Genomic DNA, 18,724 nt, shown 5'->3' on the forward strand with positions numbered 1-18,724 from the left:
CGCAGGGACGGTCCGGCAGGGGGAAGTCCATGGTCTCCCTTCAGGCGCTCAGCGGCGGGGGCAGGGAGGCGTCCTCGCCGCCGTCGCGCTCCAGGCGGCCCAGGCGCGCCGAGGTGAGCGCCGCCCGGAACAGCTGGATGCCGCGCGCCGAGCTCGGGTCGATGCCGGACAGGTCCCGTATGCGGTCCAGGCGGTAGTGGAGGGTGCGGCGGTGGATCCACAGCTCCCGCGCGGCGCGCTCCCGGTCGAGGTTGCAGGCGAGCAGGACCTCCAGGGTCCGGCGCAGGTCCGTCCCGGCGTCCAGCGGCGACAGCACGGCGGCGAGCCGGCAGCGGATGTCCGGCTGCCCGAGGATGGCGAGCTCGACGAGCAGCTCGTCGGCCCGGTAGGGGCGGTCCTCGGCGTCGGGGACGGCCTTGACCACCGTCAGGACCTGGGACGCCTCCTCCAGCGCCGCCGGGATGTCGGAGAGGCCGCCGAGCAGGGACGTGGCGGCGTGCACCGGCCCGCGCGTGCACGCCGCCAGCCCCGCGGTGAACTCGGCCGCCGCGTCCTCGGCGCGCAGCGGGTCCTCGGCCGGGAACAGCACGACGAGCCCGCCGAGGTCGCCGGAGTACAGCACGCCGTCGCGCGCGTCCAGCCGCTCGCTCGCCCGCTGCCAGTGCGCGGCGGACGTGAGGGCCGGGGCCTCGCACACCAGGACGAGGTACGCGGGCGCCAGTCGGACGCCCGCCGCGTCGGCGATGACGTCCGCCGGCGCGCCGTCGATCAGCGTCTCGGCCAGCAGCCGGCGCAGCGGCCGGGACGTGCCGCCCTCGCGGGGCGCCTCGGCGTAGCCCTGGATGCACGCCTCCCGCGCCCGGCCCGCGAGCCGCGCGGCGCGCGCGGTCAGCGCGGCCATCCTGGCGAAGGACGCGGCGGGCGCGACCGACCAGCACGACCGCGCCGCCGCGGCGAGCGCGAGGTCCCACACCTCCGACAGCACCGGCAGCGGGATCGCCTGGCGCGCCGCGAGCACGCCGAGGTCGCGGAAGCGCGCCAGGTCCTCGGCGGGCAGGGGCTCGCTCGCGAGGACGAGGCCGAGCAGGCGGGCGCAGGTCGCGCCGCGGGGCCCGAACATGGGGCCCGCGGCCCGCCGGATCGGCTGGTAGGCGGGGTGGCCGCGCAGCGCCTCCCCGATGGCGGTGTCGAGCCGCGGGCAGTGGGCGGTGAGGATCTCCGGGAGGTCGCCGGAACCGGTCATCGACGATCCCCTCAGGAGGCCACGGCCAGCCGGGAACCGGGCAGGTGGCCGACGGTCTCGTCGACCAGCCGGTGCAGTTCCCGGATGCGGTCCGGCTCGCCGCCGAGCAGCCGGAGCAGCCGGTGGGCGCGGTCGCCCAGCGGCGCGACGGAGGCGGCGTAGGAGTCGAGGACCTCCTCGTCCAGCATCCAGGCGGCCAGCTCGGCGCGCGCGGAGCCCGAGTGGCGGGCGGCCGCGTGCAGCGCGAGCGCCTCCCTGCGCCGCCCCGCCGGGAGGGACGTCAGCAGGTGGACGAGCAGGTACGTCGCCGTCCCGTTGGCGAGGTCCTCGTGCCGGCCGGAGTCGATGTCGCGCTGGTCGTTCACGAGCTGGCGCAGGACCCCCAGCGCCCGGCCGAACGAGCGCCAGCCGGTGACCCGGCCGTCGTCGGCCCCGGCCAGGCACGCCGCCGACGCCGCGGCCATCGCGTACGGCGCGCCGGTCTTGCCCTCGTAGGCGCGCAGCACCGATTCGGGGGTGGCCGCCGAGGCGCGCTCGGTCAGGTCGCGGAGCTGGCCGTCCACGGCGTCCAGCCAGCCCCGCGACACCTCGTCGCCGAGCCTGGCGCGGACCTCGCCCGATACGGGCAGGTCCGCGACGAGCCGGGCGGGCAGGTGGCTCCCCACGGCCAGCGCCGTGAGGATCTTCTTTCCGGCGGCGGCGCTCCCCGGGGACGGCGCGCCCGGGCCGTCGGTCAGGTCGTCGAGGTGGCGGGCCGCCGCCCACCAGAGCAGGTGGACCACGGCGATCGGCCGGGCCGGGGAGCGGTGGACCCCGCCCGGCCAGGTCTCCGTCGCGTGCACGAGGAGCGGGAGCACGACCATGCCCTCCATGGCGCGCCGCGAGCCCTTGGCGCGGACGAGGTCGAAGAAGTCCGCGAGGAACTCCGACATGGCGCCGCCGACCATCTCCCGGCCCGCGCCGAGGCCGATCCCGCGGCCTTCGGCGAGCTCCTCGCACAGCCGCGCGATCTCCGCCTCGACGCCGGCGACCGCCCGTTCCCGGGCGGCCCTGCCGAACACTCCTTCGTCCACGTGCCAACTCCTCTGCTGCGGGGTGTGCCGGGCCGTGCCGGGGCCCGGTGTTCAGGGGGAGCGGTGCCGCCGTCCTCGCGCGTGCCGGTCACCGCTCCGGGGGCGCGTCCAGGATCCGGACCGTGCCGGCGCGCCCGTCCAGCTCGATCCAGGCGCCGTCCGGGATGCGCCCGACGGCGCCGCCGACCGCGACGGCGGCCGGCACGCCCAGCAGCCGCCCCGTGACGGCGGTGTGCGAGAGCAGCGTGCCGCGCTCGACGACCAGCCCGGACGCGGTGATCATCAGCGGCAGCCAGCCGGGGTCGGTCTCCCGGGCGACGAGGATCCGGCCGGCGCAGTCGGCGGGGGCGATGCCGGGGTCGAGGACGACCTTGGCCCGGCCCCGGACTGTCCCGCCGCTCGATCCCAGCCCGCGCAGGACGCCCAGTGCGTCCGGGTCCGGCTCCTCGCCGGCGCCGGCGGGGCGCACGTCCCGCAGGGCCGCCGCGACCGGGCGCCCGGCGGGCGCCGACAGCAGCGCCGGTGGCGGCGGTGCGGCGCGGTCGCGATCGCGTTCCGCGCGCCGCACCGCCGCGATCCCCCGCAGGTCGGTGCCGGGGAGCGTGCCGTCGAAGGCGCCGATGACCTCCTCGACGGTGAGATCGTGCACGTCCATGGGGTCGTCCAGCATCCCGGCCTCGGCGAGGTGGCCGCCGAGCCGCCACAGCACCTCGCGGGACAGCCCGAACAGCTGCGTGCGGATGAAGCGGGTGTCCTCCCGCGTCCGGACGAACCACCGCATCAGGGACAGCAGGCCGGTGAGCACGGCGCGGCGCAGCGGGTCGCGGCACGCGGCCCGCAGCCGGCGGCGGGAGTCCGCGGCCGCACGCGCCTCCGCGGCCCGGTTCCCCGCGACCGTGGCGCCCTGCCGGACGAACGGCGCGATCGTCGCGGCGACCGCCCAGGGTCGCTGCCGCGGCGTCGGCTCGTCGAGCTTGAGGTCGTGCATCCCGCGGTCCCCGTACCGCCGCAGGTACCCGCGGGCGGCCGCGGCCACCGGCGAGCCGTACCGCCCGGCGGCGATGTCGGCCCAGACCGCCCGCAGGCGCTCCTCACCGGTGCCCTGGTCCGCGGCGCCGCGGTCTCCGGCGTCCGCGGCCAGGAGCGCCGCCTTCAGCTCGGGGATCGCGGCGGCGCGCTCGGCGAGGGCGATGGCGGCGCGGGCGGCCGCCAGCGAGCGGTTCTCCCGGCCGCCGCACAGCAGGCCGGGGAGCAGCTCCGGCCCGGCGCCCGCCCAGCGGCGCAGCAGCGCGGTCCCCGCCCGCATGACGAGCAGGCCGTAGAGCCCGTTCGCGAGCGTGACGCCCCAGCGCCGCGCGACCTCGGCCCACACCCGCCGGTACAGGGCGATCAGCTCGTCCGGGGAGCGCTCGGCGAGCGGCGGGGCCGCCGGGCCGTGGACCTCCGCCATCAGCCCGTCCCACCAGCGCAGCAGCCGGGCGGTGGCCCGCCGGTGCCCGGCCGCGTGCCATGCGGTCGGGAGCAGGGCGGCGGCGGCGCGGGCGCGCGGCCGGCGCCGGTGGCCGCGCGCGTCGCCGGTGATGCCCATTCCCTCTTCCCATCCGGCGCGGACGAGGTCGAACACCGGCAGCTGGCCGTGCAGCTCCCGCCAGTCGTCCAGCCGGTAGTACACGCGGCCGTCGAGGTGCCCGACCATGCGCGGCAGCCGGTGCGCGTTCGCGCGCAGCCGCCGCTCCGGCACGCCCATCCGCCGGTACAGGTCGGTGAAGGCGAGTTCGTAGAACATGCGCGCCTGCGAGTAGGTCAGCGCGCCGGACACGCCCGGGAAGCTCTCGGTGACGTTGTGGCTGCCCCAGAGGACGCGGGGTCCGGCCTCGGGCCCCTCCCCCGCCAGCGGCCGCGCCTGGACAAGGTGGACGGCGCCGTCCGGCGTGAACGTCCCCTCGATGTCCTGCGGGCAGCCGAACCGCTCCTCGACGCGGGCGGCGAGGTCGGCGACCTCCTGCGCCTGGTCGTCGGTGAGGACGGGCACGTCCCGGAGCTCCTCCGGTACCTCGGTCACTCTCGGGTCGGTCTCGCCGTCCGCCGGCGGTCCGACCATGCGCCGCTTGGCGACGACCTCCGCGCGGACGGTGCCCGTCTTGGGATCGACGAAGAAGTGGTCGACGTCGGCCTTCTCCTGGACGACGCCCTCACCGATTCCGTGCGCGGCGGCGATGACGTGGTGCCTCGACCCGTCGCGGGGGTCGCGGGTGAACGCCACGAACGAGCGGGTCCCGAGGACCATCCGCTGGACGCCCACCGCCACCCGGACCCGCGCGGGGTCGACGCCCCGCAACGCCCGGTACCGGACGGCCTCGGCCTTGAACGCCGACGCCCAGCAGCGCGCCACCGCCTCCAGCAGGCCGTCCCGCGGGACGTAGAGGAAGCTGTCGCTCATCCCGGCGAACGGGTCGCCGGCGGAGTCCTCGCCGCCGCCGTCCTCGCCCGGCACGGCGCAGGCGCGCACCGCGGCCGTCGCGTCCGCGCCGATGCGCTCGTCGAAGGCGGCCAGCAGCCGGGCGGCGAGGTCACCTCCCGGGACGGCCTTCGCCAGCGCCGAGGCGGCGGAGGCGCACCACTCCCGGACCGGCACGGACGCCACCGGCGGGAGCCCTCGGCGGACGCCGTCGAGCGCCCGGTCGAACTCGGCGGCGGGCAGGCAGAAGAAGTCCGGGACGGGGAGCCCCTCCGCGCGCAGCGTCTCCAGCCGCGCGAACTTGTGGCCGATCTCGTTCATGGTCACCACACCCCCGGCAGCAGGCGCGGCCTGCCCGCCGCGTAGCCCCGGTAGCCGGGGACGTCCGCGAGCGCCCGCTCCTCCACCCGGATCCGCCAGACCACGGCGGCGCCCAGCAGGAGCAGCGCCGCCGCGCAGGCCGGGCCGGCGAAGAAGGCCGCGAAGCCCGCGTTCGCCAGGAGCATCCCCGCGTAGGCCGGGTGGCGGACGACCCCGTACAGGCCGCCGGTGACCACGCGATGGCCGTCCTGCCGCATGACGTGGTGGGAGTAGAACCGGCCGAGCGTGCGGATCGCGGCCTGCCGCAGCAGGACCCCTGCCCCGAACACGGCCGCGGGGACGGCCTGCCACGGCGACCATGCGTCCCAGGGCAGCGGCGCGAAGGACGCAGACGCCACCAGCAGTATGCGGGCGAGCGCGTAGGGGAGCAGCGTCCGCGCGTCGGCGGGCGGGGCGGCGGCCCGGCGGAAGGTCACCGGCGCCTCCAGCAGCAGCCAGCCCAGGTAGGCCGCCAGCAGGGCAGCCGCGACCTTTCCTGGCGCGCCGCCGTCTCCACCGGCGTGGCGGGCGATCCCGGCCACGAGCGTGGCCGCGCCCGCGACTAACAGCAGGCGCGGCGCGTAGATCAGGAGCCTGTCGTTCATCGTCCGGTCACCGCGCCCTGGCCCGGGCGTACTGCTCCGGGTCCACCGCTTGCGCCTCGTAGGTGAGCGATCCGAGGTCGGCGCCCGTCGCCGCGTCCGCCAGCGTCACCGCGCAGTGGGAGCGGCGTCCGGAGACGCGGGCGGTCGGCCAGCGCAGCAGGAGGGGGACGTCCCGGTCAAGCCGGTAGGGGATGTCGAGGCGCAGCGCCACCCACAGCAGCGTCACGTCCATGGGCCTGCCGTGCTCCTGGTGCTCCAGCATCGTCGCGAACTGCCTGCCTGCCTCGACGAGCTCCACGGGACCGCGGAACGGGGGCGGCGGCTCCGGCCCCGCCGGCGGCTCCAGCACGGCGGCCTCCACCACCCCGCGGCCGCGCCGCACCGGCTCGCCGACCAGGACGTTCTCCGGGCGGTGCCGGTGGACCAGCTCCGCCGGTGCCTGCCGGGACGGAGTCTGCCGGGAGGGGGCCGGCGCCGCCGCGCGGGCGCAGTCCGGGGCGGCCGGGCCGTCGTCGGCGAACGCGATGGAGCCGGCGCACACCTCCTCCCCCGACTGCCGGGCCGCGACCGTCCAGGCCCGGTTCGGCCCCGGCACCGGGGTGCAGGACAGCGACGTCGCCGTGCGCAGCTCGCAGAAGCGGGTGAAGCCGAGCCCGGCCACCACCCGGCCGGGCCGCCCCCGCGACCGCAGTTCGTCGGCGCGGACCGCCAGTTCGAGCAGGCCGCTGAACAGCAGCATCCCCGGCACGTGGTCGAGCGGGTGGTCGAAGTAGAAGGGATCCGACTCGTCGACGACCAGCTCGCGGAATCGATCGATCACGGACGCGGCCATGCGCCCTCCCTTCATTTTCCGGATCCCGGCTTCTCTCCGGCGCCGAAAACGGCACCGGACGCGCTTCTCGACAAGAGCGGAAAAACCGGATGGACGGCCGTCATCTTGCTACATGAATGCGCGCAGCTGAACTGCACTCCTGGGCAGTCCAGGGCGCGGGAGTCTGCCCAGACCGGCAACCCGGCACCCGGCGAACACGCTCCGTGCAGGGGCACCCGGACCGGAAAGCGCATGTCAGCGTCCACTTGCGGGGCCGCGTCCCGCCCGGCGGCGTCCGGGCGCCCGGGCGAAGCCCGCACGTCATGAGGCCGCAATGGAGATCGATAGGAAGGCGTTTGTCCGCACCCCGCTCGGAGCTTTAGGGCGCGGGTCGGACAAGATATATTTTCAAACTATTGTCCGGTCACTCCGAAACGGCGGCCGTTGTGACCTTCCCCACAATTAATTGGCTGAATGCGGTCAGCCCGCGTCCCGCCCTCCGGGACGCGGGCTTGTCAGGCGACTGACAAACACCGCCCCGCGGGATGAGGGCCGGTGAGTGTCGCGGATCACAGGGCGTGCCTAGGTTGAGACGACCGGCCCGACCGGTCCCAGGCGAGGAGGCGCCCCGTGGCGACGGCGTATGAGCACCACCACCCCGCGGCTTCCGTCCTGGACGGCCTGACCGAGGAGCCGTGGCGCGACATCCCACAGGAGGAGGCGCGGTGGATGCGCCCCCATCTCCCCGACCTCCTCGGCCCCATGGTCCGGGGCGTGCTGCGGCACGTCCCCGAGTACGACCGGCCGGGCGACACGGCGTACTCGCGGGTCGCCGAGGCCGCGGTCGCGCACGCCATGGAGCACTTCGTGCACATGATCGCCGACCCCGACGCCTCCTGGAAGGAGGTGCACCAGGTGTTCTTCGACGTGGGCTACGGCGAGGCCGTCGAGGGGCGCAGCCTGGAACACCTGCAGAACGCGATGCGGATCGGGTCGCGGCTCGCCTGGCGGCACCTCGCGGTCGAGGCCGAGCGGCTCGGCCGCCCCCGCACGCTGATCAGCCTGCTCGCCGAGGCCAACTTCGCCTACCTGGACGTGCTGGCGTCCGCGGCGGCGCACGGCTACTCGCGGGCCAGGGAGAAGGCGGCCGGGGAGCGCGAGCAGCGCCGCGGCCGGCTGCTGACCCTGCTGCTGTCGGATCCCCCGGCGCCGCCCGAGGCCGTCCGCGAGCAGTCCGCCCGCGCGGGGTGGCCGCTGCCGAAGCGGATGGCGGTGATCGTGCTGCGGCCGCGGCCGGGCAGCGGGGGCGAGGGCCCGGCGGGGCTGCCGCCGTCGCTGCTGACCGGGCTCGACCACGGCCGGCCCTGCCTGATCGTGCCCGACCCGGACGGCCCGGGCCGGATGGAGGAGCTGGCGGCGACGCTCGCCGGCTGGACCGGCGCGATCGGCCCGTCGGTCCCGGTCGACCGGGCGGGGACGTCGCTGCTGTGGGCGCGGCGCGCCCTGGAGCTGGCACCCGCCGTTCCCGGCAGGGGCCGAGCGGGCGGCGGGCCGGGGAACCGGACCGGCGGACGGGGCGCGCGCCGCGGCGGGGTCCTCGTCCGCGCCGAGGAGCATCTCCCGGAGCTGCTCCTGCGGGAGGGCGGCACGCTCGCCGAGATCGTCGCGGGCCGGCGGCTGGCCCCGCTGGAGGAGGCCGGGCCGCGGCAGGGCCTGCGGCTCGCGGTGACGCTCCTGGAGTGCATGAAGCACGGCTTCAACGCCACGGGGGCCGCCGATGTCCTGTGCGTGCATCCGCAGACGGTCCGGTACCGGCTGGCGCAACTCCACGGCATGTTCGGGTTCGACATCGAGGACCCGGCGATCCGGCTGGAGATGATGCTGCTCCTGCACACCTGGATCGAGCGGCACGGCACCTGATCCCCGCCCGATACCGGCGCCCGATAGCCCCGCTCGATACCCCCGTCCGATACGGCGCCATTCCCGCTTCGCTATCACCGCTTCGGGTTCCGCCGACCGGCGCGTCTGCGCACCATGCCGGGGCCTGGAATCCGCTACGGTCGGGGACGCCGCGCAGGCGAGGGGAAGGAACACCGAGTACACATGGCCGAGAAGGTCATTAGGGTGGACGACATCGACGGCTCCGAAGGGGCCGATGTCGCAAAGCGGGACTTCGAAGTCCTGGGCCGCACGTTCACGATCGACTTGAGCGATGACAACTTCAAGCGGCTGAACGAGATGCTGGACGCGTTGGCGCCCTTCATCGAGAACGCGGCCGAGGTGAAGCCCGCCGGGAAGGGACGCAAGTCCCGCACCGCGAAGATCAAGGGCTACACGAACGGAGATGTCCGTGCGTGGGCATTGCGAAGTAACATCGAAGTCTCCGAACGTGGCAAGATATCGGATGAGGTCTATGCTGCATTCATCGAGGCACATCCGGACGCCAAGCCGGACGCATAGCTAGAGGGAGTCCCCGCATGGCACAGAAGGTCGAAGTCCTTCTCGTGGACGACATCGACGGCGGAGAGGCTGACGAGACCGTCAGCTTTTCCATCGATGGCACCAGTTACGAGATCGACCTGAGCAAGAAGAACGCCGCCAAGCTGCGCGACGGCCTGGAGCCGTTCGTGGCCGGCGCGCGGAAGGCGCGCAAGCCCAGCGGGCGCGGCGGCCGCGCCGCGCGGACCGCGGGCAGCCGGGAGCGCTCCGCGGAGATTCGCGAGTGGGCGAAGAGCCGCGGCATCAAGGTCAATGAGCGGGGCCGTATCCCCGCCAATGTGATCGAGCAGTACGAGGCCGCGCACTAGCGGCCCGCCGCGTGGCCGGCGGCGTTCGGCACGGTTGCAAGGGGCCGGGGTGCGGAATTCTCCGCACCCCGGCCCCTTGCGGTGCGCAGACGGGCAAATCGCCTTTTCGGTACGGCATTCGCGGGCCGCCGATCGCCCCGGAGCGCCCGGCGCCGAACGCGCCCGGGCCCGGGGAGAATGCCGGAATTGGTATGAGACAACACAATAGGCTGAGGCCCGGGGAACGGGCCGAGGGGGCAGACCGTTGAGACGCGCGACGCGATGGGACCGGGTCCGGTACTGGTTCGACAGGACCATGTCGAAGGGGACGCCCGCGCTCATCGGCTGGCTCGGCCTGGCGTCGGCGGCGCTGGTGGTCGTGGTGGCCACCGCGGCGGTCGTCATCGCACCGCGCGACAGCGCCGACAACGGGGAGTGGCCCGGCCTGGTCTGGCGCAGCCTGCTGCGCACGCTCGACCCCGGCACCATGGGCGACGACACCGGCACCGGCCCGTTCCTGGCGCTGATGCTGGTCGCCACGATCGGCGGGATCTTCATCGTCAGCTCGCTGATCGGCGTGATCACCACCGGGCTGGAGGGCAAGATCGCCGAACTGCGCAAGGGCCGGTCGCGGATCGTCGAGCACGGCCACACCGTGCTGCTCGGCTGGTCCGAGCAGGTCTTCACGGTGGTCGCCGAGCTGGTGGAGGCGAACCAGAGCAAGCGCAGGTCGTGCGTGGCGATCCTCGCCAGCCGCGACAAGGTGGAGATGGAGGACGCGATCCGCGACCGGGTCGGCGACCTCGGCCGCACCCGCATCGTGTGCCGGACCGGCGACCCGCTGAAGATCGCGGACGTGGAGCTGGTCAGCCCCGGCTCCGCCCGCTCCATCGTGATCGTCACGCCGGAGACCGACGACGCCGACACCCGGGTCATCAAGGTGCTGCTGTCGCTCGGCTCCCGGACCTGGGGGCGCCGCCGCCCGCACGTCGTCGCCGCCGTGCACGACTCGGCGAACCTGCCCGCGGCCCGGCTCGCGGGCGGGGAGAACGCGCACGTGATCGACGCCGACGACATGGCGATCCGGCTGATCGTCCAGTCGCACCGGCAGTCGGGCCTGTCGCAGGTCTGCACCGACCTGCTCGACTTCGCCGGCCACGAGTTCTACATGCGGCGCGAGCCCGCCCTGGACGGGGTGACGTTCGGCGAGGCCCTGGCCGCCTACGAGCTCGGCATCCCGTCGGGGCTGCGGCGCGCGGACGGGACCGTCCTGCTCAACCCGCCGATGGACACCGTGATCCGCGGCGACGACGAGGTCATCGTGCTGGCCGAGGACGACCTGATGATCCGGCTCGCGTCCGCGTCCGCGCCCGCCCCGCCGGTCCGCGAATCGGTGATCACCACGGCGGTGCCGCGGCCGCCGGTGCCCGAGCGCACGCTGATGCTCGGCTGGAACCACCGCGCCCCGAAGATCATCGAGCTGCTGGACGAGTTCCTCGCCCCGGAGTCGGCCCTGACGGTGGCGGCACCGCGGGAGGACCCGACCGCGCGGTTGCGCACGCGCGACAACCTCGCGGTCGACTTCGTCCGGGCCGAGCCGACCGAGCGGCCGTCCCTGGAGTCCCTCGACATCGGCTCCTACCAGCACATCATCGTGCTGTCGGAGGAGGGCGTCGACCACGAGCACGCCGACGCCCGCACGCTGGTGACGCTGCTGCACCTGCGCGACATGGAGGACGCCCTGGGCGACCCGTTCTCCATCGTCAGCGAGATCAACGACGACGCCAACCGCGAGATCGCGCAGGTCACCAAGGCCGACGACTTCGTGGTCAGCGAGAAGCTGATCAGCCTGATGCTGACCCAGCTCAGCGAGAACCGCTACCTGTACGACGTGTTCGTCGACCTGCTCGACCCGGCCGGGTCGGAGATCTACCTGAAGCCCGCCTGCGACTACCTCGCGCCGGGCGAGGAGGCCGACTTCGCCACGCTCATGGAGTCGGCGCGGCGGCGCGGGGAGGTCGCGCTCGGCTACCGGCGGACCGAGCTCTTCCACGAGCCGCCCGGCTACGGGGTGGTCCTCAACCCGGACAAGCGGGCGCCGCTCACGCTGGCGGCGGACGACCGCGTCATCGTCCTCGCCGAGGACTGACGGGCTTCGTCCTCGCCGAGGACTGACGGACCTCGTCCTCCGTCAGCCCTGGAGCTGGGCCCAGACCTCGCGGTCCCGGTCGGCGGTCCAGATCCGGGGGCGCTCGACGCCGTCCAGCTCGTCCCACAGGCGGGAGACGTCGAACGGCAGGCAGTGCTCGAAGATCGGCCAGCGGCCGTAGGCGGGGGCCAGCGCGGCGTGCACGGCGGCGAAGGCGTCCTTGAGCGTGCCGCCGCCGTCCCGGACGCGGCCGGTCTCGCGGATCATCGTCTCCAGGAAGTCGCGGGTCTGCGCGATGGCGGCGTCCACGGCCGCGCGGCCGTGCGCGACGGCGCCCCGCCCGCCGACGAGGGTCTCGGCGCCGAACGAGTGCACGTGGTCCAGCGTCCGGGACGCCCACTCGCGGTGGAACGCGTCGCCGGTGTAGAGGGCGGCCTGCGTCTCCACGAGGTCGCCGGCGAACAGGATCCGGTGCCGGGGCAGCCACGCCACGATGTCGCCCTCGGTGTGGCCGCGCCCGCAGTACGCCAGGTCCAGGTCGCCGCGGTCGCCGCCGAGGTCGATGGTGAGCGTGCTGGAGAACGTCATCGAGGGCCAGGTGAGGCCGGGGATGCCGGCCGGGTCCTTGAAGAGCCGGGGCATCCGGGCGAACTCCGACTCCCAGTCCTGCTCGCCGCGCTCGGCGATCAGCGACCGGGTCAGGTCGTGCGCGACGACCACCGGGGCGCCGAACGCGCTCGCGCCGAGCGTCCGGACGGCGTGGTAGTGCGACAGGACCAGGTACCGAATCGGCTTGTCGGTGTGCGCGCGCAGGACGGCCAGCCAGTCCCGGGCGGCCGCGGGCGTGGCGAGCGCCTCGAAGCACACGAGAAAGTCCTCGCCCTCGACGGCGCCGACGTTCGGGTCCCCCTCGGCGGTGAGCGCGTAGACCCCGTCGGCCAAGACCTCCAGCGTCTGCTCCTTGTCGCCCAGATCTGCGGACGACGCGAACGGTCTGGGCATCGGCGCCCCCTCGCACTCCCGGCCGCGGGCCGCCGTCCGGGCGGGCGGCGCCCGGGCGGCTCTCGTCCAGGGTTCATTCCACGCGGAGCGCCCGATAACCGTCCAAGATCCGGGGAAGAAGGCGCCGACGGGGTAAGGGGATCTCGGACATGACGGGCCGGGGAGGGAGGGCCGGGTGACCGCCGCGCTCGGGCTGCTGGCCGTCCTGCTGCTGACCGTCGCGACCGGGTACTTCGTGGCGCAGGAGTTCGCGTACGTCACCGCGGACCGGCCGGCCCTCGACCAGCGGGCGGCGGAGGGCGACCGGGCGGCGGCGCGGGCGCTGCGGGTGATGGGGCGGCTGTCGTTCATGCTGTCGGGCGCCCAGCTCGGCATCACCGTCACCGCGCTGGTGGTGGGCTTCATCGCCAAGCCGGCGCTGGCCGACCTGATCGCCCCGGCGCTGGACGCGGCCGGGGTGCCGGACGCGGCGACCGGGACCGTGGCGGTCGCGCTCGGGTTCGCGCTGGCCACGGTGGTCCAGATGGTGCTGGGCGAGCTGTTCCCCAAGAACCTCGCGCTGGCCAGGGCGGACAGCTTGGCCCGCGCGCTGGCCGCGTCCACCCTCGTCTACCTCGCGGTCGCGGGGCCGCTGATCCGGCTGTTCGACGCGTCCGCGAACCGGCTCGTCCGCGCGGTGGGCATCGAGCCGGTGGAGGAACTGCACCACGGGGCGACGCTGGCGGAGCTCGGGCGCATGATCGGCGAGTCCGGCGAGCGGTTCCAGGAGGACCACGCCGACCTGCTGGAGCGGGCGCTGACGTTCGCCGAGCGGGACGCCGAGGAGGTGATGATCCCGCGCGTGGACGTGGTGACCGTCCCCGCGTCGGCCTCCGCCGACGAGCTGACCGACGTCATCGCCGCGAGCGGGCACTCGCGCTATCCCGTCGTCGGCGCGGGCGTCGACGACCTCGTCGGGGTCGTCGGGCTGGAGGAATTGATCCTGCTCGGCCCGGACGACATCGCGCGCACCGAGGTCCGCGACATCGCGCAGGCGCCGCTGCTGCTGCCGTCCTCCCTGCCGCTGCCGGACGTGGTGCGTCGGCTGGAGGACGCCGATGCGCCGATGGCCTGCGTGGTGGACGAGTACGGCGGCTTCGCCGGGATCGTGACGTGGGAGGACGTCACCGAGGAGCTGGTCGGGGAGATCGCCGACGAGAACGAGCCCGACGACGACCTCGCGATCCGCACCGGCGACTGGTGGACGACCGACGCCGGGCTGCGGATGGACGAGGTCGCCCACGAGACCGGGATCGATCTGCCGGACGGCGACTACGAGACCGTCGCGGGCCTGCTGCTGAAGCGGCTCGGCCGGGTCGCCGAGCCCGGCGACGTGGTCACCGTCGACCTCCCCCCGACGCGGCTGGACGAGCCGCGCCGCACCGCCGTGGTGGAGGTCCTGACGATCCACCGGCACGTGCCGGAGCTGATCCGCATCCGCACCGTGGAGGCGGACCGGTGAGCCTCGCCCTCGGCGCCCTCGTCACCGTGGCGCTCCTGATCGGCAACGGGTTCTTCGTCGCGACCGAGTTCGCGCTGGTGGCGGCCAGGCGTCCCCGCCTGGAGCAGACCGCCGCGCGCGGCGGGCGGGCCGCGGGCGCCGCGATCGCCGGTATCGACGAGCTGTCGCTCACCCTCGCCGGGGCGCAGCTCGGCATCACGATGTGCTCCCTCGGCCTCGGCCTGGTCTCCGAGCCGGTGTTCGCCGCGACGCTCACGCCGCCGATCCACGCGCTCGGGCTGCCGGAGGGCGCGGCGCACGCGGCCGCGTTCGTCCTCGCACTCGCGTTCGTCACGTTCCTGCACATGGTCGTCGGCGAGATGGCGCCCAAGTCGTGGGCGATCACGTACCCGGAGCGCTCGGCGACCGTGCTGGCGCTGCCGTTCCGCGCGTTCGTCACCGCGGCCCGCCCGGTGCTGGCCCTCCTGAACGGCTCGACGAACCTGATGCTGCGCGCGATCGGGGTGCAGCCGGCCTGGTCGCAGGAGGTGGCGCGCACACCGGAGCAGCTGCGCAGCATCGCGGAGGAGTCCCGGCGGCTCGGGCTCATCGAGGACACCGAGCTGACGCTGCTCACGACCGCGCTGGACGCGCCGCGCGCCCCGCTGTCCGGGCTGGTCGTCCCCGTCGCGGAGATCGTGTCGGTCTCCGCGTCGGCGACGCCGCAGGAGATCATCGACACCGCCGCCCGCACCGGCCGGCTCCGCATGATGCTGCGGGGCTCCGGGAGGCGGGCCGCCCGCATGGTGCACGTCCGGGACGCCTACCTGGCCCGCGCGCGCGGTCTCGACACGACGGCGCGGGCCCTGTCGCACCCGGTGCCGGCGATTCCGGTGGGGACGCCGGTCGGCGAGGCCGTCGCCACGCTGAAGGCGCACCACAGCCATCTCGCCCTGGCCGTGGCCTCGGACGGCGGCATCGCCGGGATGATCACCCTTGACGACCTCCTCACCACGCTGGTGACCGTCCGCTGAATCCATGTTCCACGTCAACATCGGTTGACACGGGCCGACTGTCAACCTACATTGACATCATGAGCGATGGAGAGACGCTCGCCCGGGAGGCGAGCAGCCGGGACCCCGCCGTGGGACTGCGGGCGGTGCGCGCGCTGCGCGAGCTGGCCGAGCGGCTGGAGGCCCTCCAGGTCGCGAGCGCCCGCGACCAGGGCTGGTCCTGGCAGGAGATCGCGGTCTGCCTCGGCGTGAGCCGGCAGGCCGTCCACAAGAAGCACGGCGGAGGCCGCCGCCTCAGGAAGGAGCAGTAGCGCCATGTTCGAGCGGTTCACCAAGGAGGCCCGGGCGGCCGTCACCGGCGCGCAGACGGCGGCACGCGACCTGGGGCACCAGCGCATCGGCTCCGGGCACCTCCTGCTCTCCGTCCTGCGCGGCGACGAGGCCATGGCCCGCACGCTCCGCGAGCACGGACTGGACGCAGACGACCTGCGCGCGAGGCTCGCCCGCACCGGCGGCGGCGAAACCCTCGACGCCGAGGCGCTGCAGAGCCTCGGCATCGACCTCGACGCCGTCCGGGCGGCCACCGAGGACGCCTTCGGCGAGGGCGCCCTCGACGTCCCCGCCGGGCGGCGCCCGCGCGGCCACATCCCCTTCACGCCGGAGGCGAAGAAGGCACTGGAGCTGAGCCTGCGGCACGCGATCCGGCTCAAGCAGAAGGAGATCCGCGGGGGCCACATCCTGCTCGGCGTCCTGCACGACGACGGTTCCGAGGCGGCGCGGCTCGCGGCGCAGGCGGGGGTGGACGTGCGGGCTCTGCGCGCCCGCCTGGACCGGCTGCTGACGTCCGAGGCGGCCTGATCAGCCGCCGAAGGACCGGGTGAGCGCCGCTGCGCAGGCGGCACGGCGGCGCGGATCGTCCGGGAAGCGGCGGCGGCACTCGGCGGCGATCCAGGGCGGCACGGCCGGGCGCGCGGGCCGCGCGCCCCGCGGACGGGGCACCGGCGCGGAACGAGGCGTGCGCGGCGCCTTCGGGTGCGGTCGGTGCGTGCGCGACGGGACGGCCTGCCCCCGGCGGGACGGCTTCTGCCGCGTCGCGGGGCGGCTCGCGGACGCCGCGTCCCCCGGTCCGGGCACCGCCCGGCCGGGCGCGGACGCCGCGGCGGACCGCGCCGGTGCGGGCGCGGACGCCGGCGGTGTCACGGAGCGCGGCACGGCCGAGGATGTGTTCGCGCCGGGCGACACCGTGCGGGCCGGCGCGGCGATCGCCCCGAGCCCAGCGGCGAGAGCCAGCCCTGCGCCCAACGCGACCGCGAAGAGAACCCGCGGTGGGAGCCGGTGCGTCCGGGTGGGCGGCCTGGGCTCGGCGCGGGTGAATCCGGCGGGCGGGAGATCGGAGGAGAGGCGCACCCTCCGATCGTCACGCTAAGCACCTGGCAGGATACGGAGAATCAGAAAGACCGTTGCCACCTCGATACAACGGCGCCTATTCGGCCTTCGCGACCGTGAAGCGGCGGAGGCGCAGCGCCGGGTTCTTCTCCCGGACGGCGGCGACGCGCTCCGGCGAGACCTCGCCCGCCACGACACCCGGACTCTCCCCCAGCCCGGCCGTGACCACGCCCATCGGGTCCACGAGCATGCTGTTCCCGGCGCCGGTCGGGGCGCACTGCCCGGCCGCGGCCACGTAGATCGTGTTCTCGATGGCGCGGGCGCGGGCCAGCGTCCGCCAGTGGTCCTCCTTCAGCGGCCCCGGCACCCAGGCGGCGGGGAGGGCGAGCACGTCGGCGCCCGCGTCCACGATCCGCCGCGTCACCTCGGGGAAGCGGACGTCGTAGCAGGTCTGCATGCCGAACGTGACGCCCTCGACCGTGAACGTCTCCGGGTTCCCGATCTCGCCCGGCCGGACCATCGCCGACTCCTGATACCCGAACGCGTCGTACAGGTGGATCTTGCGGTACTCGGCGACGAAGTCCCCGCCGGGACCGGCGGCGACGAGGGTGTTGGAGATGCGCCCAGGCTCGTCCAGGCGCTCGTTCACCCCCGCGACGACATGCACGCCGTGCCGCCGGGCGACGTCCTTGAGCCCGCCGGCGAACGGGCCGTCGAGCGGCTCGGCGGAGTCGGCGAACCGCTCGTCCAGCTTCGGCGCGGTGAACATGGCGAACTCGGGGAACACGACGACCTTCGCCCCGCGTCCGGCCGCCTCCCCCGCCAGCTTGCCGATCGCCGCGAGGTTCTCGTCCTTGTTGACCCCGGGCGCGAACTGCGCCACCGCGACCTGCACCATGCCCAAGCTCCCTATTCCGCCAATGCCTGCTCTTCCCTACATTCTGTCCACGCCGGTCACCCGTATCACTGCCTCGCCCTCCTGGTCCGAACCCGCCAGGTCGACCTCGGCGCTGATCCCCCAGTCGTGGTGCCCCTCCGGGTCGTCGAACACCTGCCGGACCCGCCACAGCGCGTCCTGCGGAACCTCCTCGATCTGCAGGAGCTTCGGCCCCCGGGCGTCGGGCCCGGTGAGCAGCTCGTCGTGCTCGGCGAAGTACCCGTCCATGGCGTCGGCCCACGCGTCGGCGCCGAAGTCCGGGTCGAGCTCGCCCAGCTCCCGGTACTTCTCCAGCGCGGCGAGCTCCACCCGGCGGAACATCGCGTTGCGGACCAGGACCCGGAACGCCCGCGCGTTCGCGGTCACCTTCGTGACCCGCTCCTGGATCGGCTCGTCCACGTCCTCGTCGGCGGGGTTCGCGAGCTGCTCCCACTCGTCCAGGAGACTGGAGTCGACCTGCCGGACCAGCTCCCCCAGCCACTCGATGAGGTCGATCAGGTCGTCGGTCTTGATCGACTCCGGGACGGTCTGCTGCAGCGCCTTGTAGGCCCCCGACAGGTAGCGCAGGACGAGGCCCTCCGCCCTGGCCAGCTCGTAGAACCCGATGTACTCGGTGAACGTCATCGCGCGCTCGTACATGTCCCGCACGACCGACTTCGGGCGCAGCGGATGGTCGCCCACCCACGGGTGCCCGGACCGGTAGATCTCGTACGCGGCGTCGAGCTCGTCCTCCAGCGGCTTCGGGTGGTCGACGTCCTGGAGCAGCTCCATCCGCTCCTCGTACTCGATGCCCTCGGCCTTCATCTCGGCGACGGCCTCGCCCCGCGCCTTGTTGACCTGGGCCGCGAGGATCTGCCGGGGGTCGTCCAGCGTCGCCTCGATCACCGACAGCACGTCCAGCGCGTACGACGGCGACGCCGGGTCCAGGATCTCGAACGTGGCCAGCGCGAACGTCGACAGCGCCTGGTTGAGCGCGAAGTCCTCCTGCAGGTCGACGGTGATCCGCGCGTAGCGGCCGAGGTCGTCGGGCTCGGGCAGCACCTCGACCACGCCGCCCGCCAGCAGCGACCGGTAGATCGCGATGGCCCGCGAGATGTGCCTGCGCCGCGCCGCCGGCTCCTCGTGGTTGTCGGTCAGCAGCCGCTTCATGGCCTGGAACGCGTTGCCGGGACGCGCGATGACCGACAGCAGCATCGCGTGGCTCACCTGGAACCGCGACCGGAGCATCTCCGGCTCGGCGTCCTGCAGCTTCTTGAAGACGTCCTCGTCCCACCCGACGAACCCCTCGGGCGGCTTCTTGCGCTGCACCTTCCGCCGCTTCTTCGGGTCGTCCCCCGCCTTGGCCAGGGCCTTCTCGTTCTCCACCACGTGCTCGGGCGCCTGCGCGACGACGAACCCGACCGTGTCGAACCCGGCCCGCC

Annotated in this window: 17 protein-coding genes; 9 read left to right on the forward strand and 8 right to left on the reverse strand. The window is 74.4% G+C overall.

Annotation, left to right across the window (positions count from 1 at the left end; translation table 11 throughout):
- Positions 1-40: 40 nt before the first annotated feature.
- The 5 genes from E1266_RS24505 to E1266_RS24525 all read right to left on the reverse strand — a co-directional run bounded on the left by E1266_RS24505 (position 41) and on the right by E1266_RS24525 (position 6,571).
- Complete coding sequence (locus E1266_RS24505; protein ID WP_132050758.1) at positions 41-1,243, reverse strand: helix-turn-helix domain-containing protein; 1,203 nt, start codon at positions 1,241-1,243, stop codon at positions 41-43.
- 11 nt (positions 1,244-1,254) lie between these two features.
- On the reverse strand, positions 1,255-2,316 hold the full coding sequence (locus tag E1266_RS24510) for a polyprenyl synthetase family protein (RefSeq protein WP_132050760.1): 1,062 nt from the start codon (positions 2,314-2,316) through the stop codon (positions 1,255-1,257).
- Positions 2,317-2,404: 88 nt separating this feature from the next.
- On the reverse strand, positions 2,405-5,095 hold the full coding sequence (locus tag E1266_RS24515) for a PEP/pyruvate-binding domain-containing protein (protein WP_132050762.1): 2,691 nt from the start codon (positions 5,093-5,095) through the stop codon (positions 2,405-2,407).
- A 2-nt stretch (positions 5,096-5,097) separates the two neighbouring features.
- On the reverse strand, positions 5,098-5,739 hold the full coding sequence (locus E1266_RS24520; RefSeq protein ID WP_132050764.1) for an isoprenylcysteine carboxylmethyltransferase family protein: 642 nt from the start codon (positions 5,737-5,739) through the stop codon (positions 5,098-5,100).
- 7 nt (positions 5,740-5,746) lie between these two features.
- Positions 5,747-6,571, reverse strand: a complete 825-nt coding sequence (locus E1266_RS24525; protein ID WP_165966196.1) for an AfsA-related hotdog domain-containing protein — start codon at positions 6,569-6,571, stop codon at positions 5,747-5,749.
- Positions 6,572-7,180: 609 nt separating this feature from the next.
- Here E1266_RS24525 and E1266_RS24530 point away from each other — a divergent pair.
- The 4 genes from E1266_RS24530 (at position 7,181) to E1266_RS24545 (ending at position 11,485) form a co-directional block, all read left to right on the forward strand.
- Positions 7,181-8,470 (forward strand): helix-turn-helix domain-containing protein, encoded by a 1,290-nt coding sequence (locus E1266_RS24530; RefSeq protein WP_243718814.1) that lies wholly within the window; start codon positions 7,181-7,183, stop codon positions 8,468-8,470.
- Positions 8,471-8,653: 183 nt separating this feature from the next.
- On the forward strand, positions 8,654-9,010 hold the full coding sequence (locus tag E1266_RS24535; protein ID WP_131986053.1) for an Lsr2 family protein: 357 nt from the start codon (positions 8,654-8,656) through the stop codon (positions 9,008-9,010).
- A gap of 17 nt (positions 9,011-9,027) precedes the next feature.
- A complete protein-coding gene (locus tag E1266_RS24540) occupies positions 9,028-9,357 on the forward strand; it encodes an Lsr2 family protein (protein ID WP_132050768.1) in 330 nt (109 codons plus the stop codon).
- A 244-nt stretch (positions 9,358-9,601) separates the two neighbouring features.
- The gene (locus tag E1266_RS24545) at positions 9,602-11,485 is read left to right on the forward strand and encodes a potassium transporter TrkA (protein ID WP_347876744.1); all 1,884 of its coding nucleotides are present in this window, start codon (positions 9,602-9,604) and stop codon (positions 11,483-11,485) included.
- A gap of 42 nt (positions 11,486-11,527) precedes the next feature.
- On the opposite strand, the gene E1266_RS24550 is transcribed toward E1266_RS24545, so the two are convergent.
- The gene (locus E1266_RS24550; RefSeq protein ID WP_132050770.1) at positions 11,528-12,487 is read right to left on the reverse strand and encodes an MBL fold metallo-hydrolase; all 960 of its coding nucleotides are present in this window, start codon (positions 12,485-12,487) and stop codon (positions 11,528-11,530) included.
- 175 nt (positions 12,488-12,662) lie between these two features.
- On the opposite strand from E1266_RS24550, the gene E1266_RS24555 reads away from it, so the two are divergent.
- From E1266_RS24555 to E1266_RS24575, 5 genes are read left to right on the forward strand one after another with little or no spacing between them, the layout of a single operon-like run.
- The gene (locus tag E1266_RS24555) at positions 12,663-13,988 is read left to right on the forward strand and encodes a hemolysin family protein (RefSeq protein ID WP_132050771.1); all 1,326 of its coding nucleotides are present in this window, start codon (positions 12,663-12,665) and stop codon (positions 13,986-13,988) included.
- Positions 13,985-15,001 carry a CNNM domain-containing protein gene (locus E1266_RS24560; RefSeq protein WP_132050773.1) on the forward strand — a complete coding sequence of 339 codons (1,017 nt, stop codon included), beginning with the start codon at positions 13,985-13,987 and terminating at the stop codon, positions 14,999-15,001. The genes E1266_RS24555 and E1266_RS24560 overlap by 4 nt, the downstream gene beginning before the upstream one ends.
- 59 nt (positions 15,002-15,060) lie before the next feature.
- The gene (locus E1266_RS24565; protein ID WP_132050775.1) at positions 15,061-15,291 is read left to right on the forward strand and encodes a helix-turn-helix domain-containing protein; all 231 of its coding nucleotides are present in this window, start codon (positions 15,061-15,063) and stop codon (positions 15,289-15,291) included.
- A 4-nt stretch (positions 15,292-15,295) separates the two neighbouring features.
- A complete protein-coding gene (locus E1266_RS24570) occupies positions 15,296-15,838 on the forward strand; it encodes a Clp protease N-terminal domain-containing protein (protein WP_132050777.1) in 543 nt (180 codons plus the stop codon).
- A 19-nt stretch (positions 15,839-15,857) separates the two neighbouring features.
- Positions 15,858-16,406 (forward strand): hypothetical protein, encoded by a 549-nt coding sequence (locus tag E1266_RS24575; protein WP_132050779.1) that lies wholly within the window; start codon positions 15,858-15,860, stop codon positions 16,404-16,406.
- Between the two features lie 57 nt (positions 16,407-16,463).
- On the opposite strand, the gene E1266_RS24580 is transcribed toward E1266_RS24575, so the two are convergent.
- Complete coding sequence (locus E1266_RS24580) at positions 16,464-17,264, reverse strand: carbon-nitrogen hydrolase family protein (RefSeq protein ID WP_132050781.1); 801 nt, start codon at positions 17,262-17,264, stop codon at positions 16,464-16,466.
- A gap of 36 nt (positions 17,265-17,300) precedes the next feature.
- Positions 17,301-18,724 (reverse strand): DUF3516 domain-containing protein (locus E1266_RS24585; RefSeq protein ID WP_132050784.1); only part of this gene is annotated, 1,424 nt, incomplete at its 5' end.

The organism is Actinomadura sp. 7K534, from assembly GCF_004348575.1.
Classification (GTDB): domain Bacteria; phylum Actinomycetota; class Actinomycetes; order Streptosporangiales; family Streptosporangiaceae; genus Spirillospora; species Spirillospora livida.

What these genes read in the sequence shown, in the direction of transcription:
- E1266_RS24505 (WP_132050758.1), bottom strand. Translation starts at nt 1,243, where the DNA reads ATGACCGGTTCCGGCGACCTCCCGGAGATCCTCACCGCCCACTGCCCG.
- E1266_RS24515 (WP_132050762.1), bottom strand. Translation starts at nt 5,095, where the DNA reads ATGAACGAGATCGGCCACAAGTTCGCGCGGCTGGAGACGCTGCGCGCG.
- E1266_RS24520 (WP_132050764.1), bottom strand. Translation starts at nt 5,739, where the DNA reads ATGAACGACAGGCTCCTGATCTACGCGCCGCGCCTGCTGTTAGTCGCG.
- E1266_RS24525 (WP_165966196.1), bottom strand. Translation starts at nt 6,571, where the DNA reads ATGGCCGCGTCCGTGATCGATCGATTCCGCGAGCTGGTCGTCGACGAG.
- E1266_RS24535 (WP_131986053.1), top strand. Translation starts at nt 8,654, where the DNA reads ATGGCCGAGAAGGTCATTAGGGTGGACGACATCGACGGCTCCGAAGGG.
- E1266_RS24540 (WP_132050768.1), top strand. Translation starts at nt 9,028, where the DNA reads ATGGCACAGAAGGTCGAAGTCCTTCTCGTGGACGACATCGACGGCGGA.
- E1266_RS24550 (WP_132050770.1), bottom strand. Translation starts at nt 12,487, where the DNA reads ATGCCCAGACCGTTCGCGTCGTCCGCAGATCTGGGCGACAAGGAGCAG.
- E1266_RS24565 (WP_132050775.1), top strand. Translation starts at nt 15,061, where the DNA reads ATGAGCGATGGAGAGACGCTCGCCCGGGAGGCGAGCAGCCGGGACCCC.
- E1266_RS24570 (WP_132050777.1), top strand. Translation starts at nt 15,296, where the DNA reads ATGTTCGAGCGGTTCACCAAGGAGGCCCGGGCGGCCGTCACCGGCGCG.
- E1266_RS24580 (WP_132050781.1), bottom strand. Translation starts at nt 17,264, where the DNA reads ATGGTGCAGGTCGCGGTGGCGCAGTTCGCGCCCGGGGTCAACAAGGAC.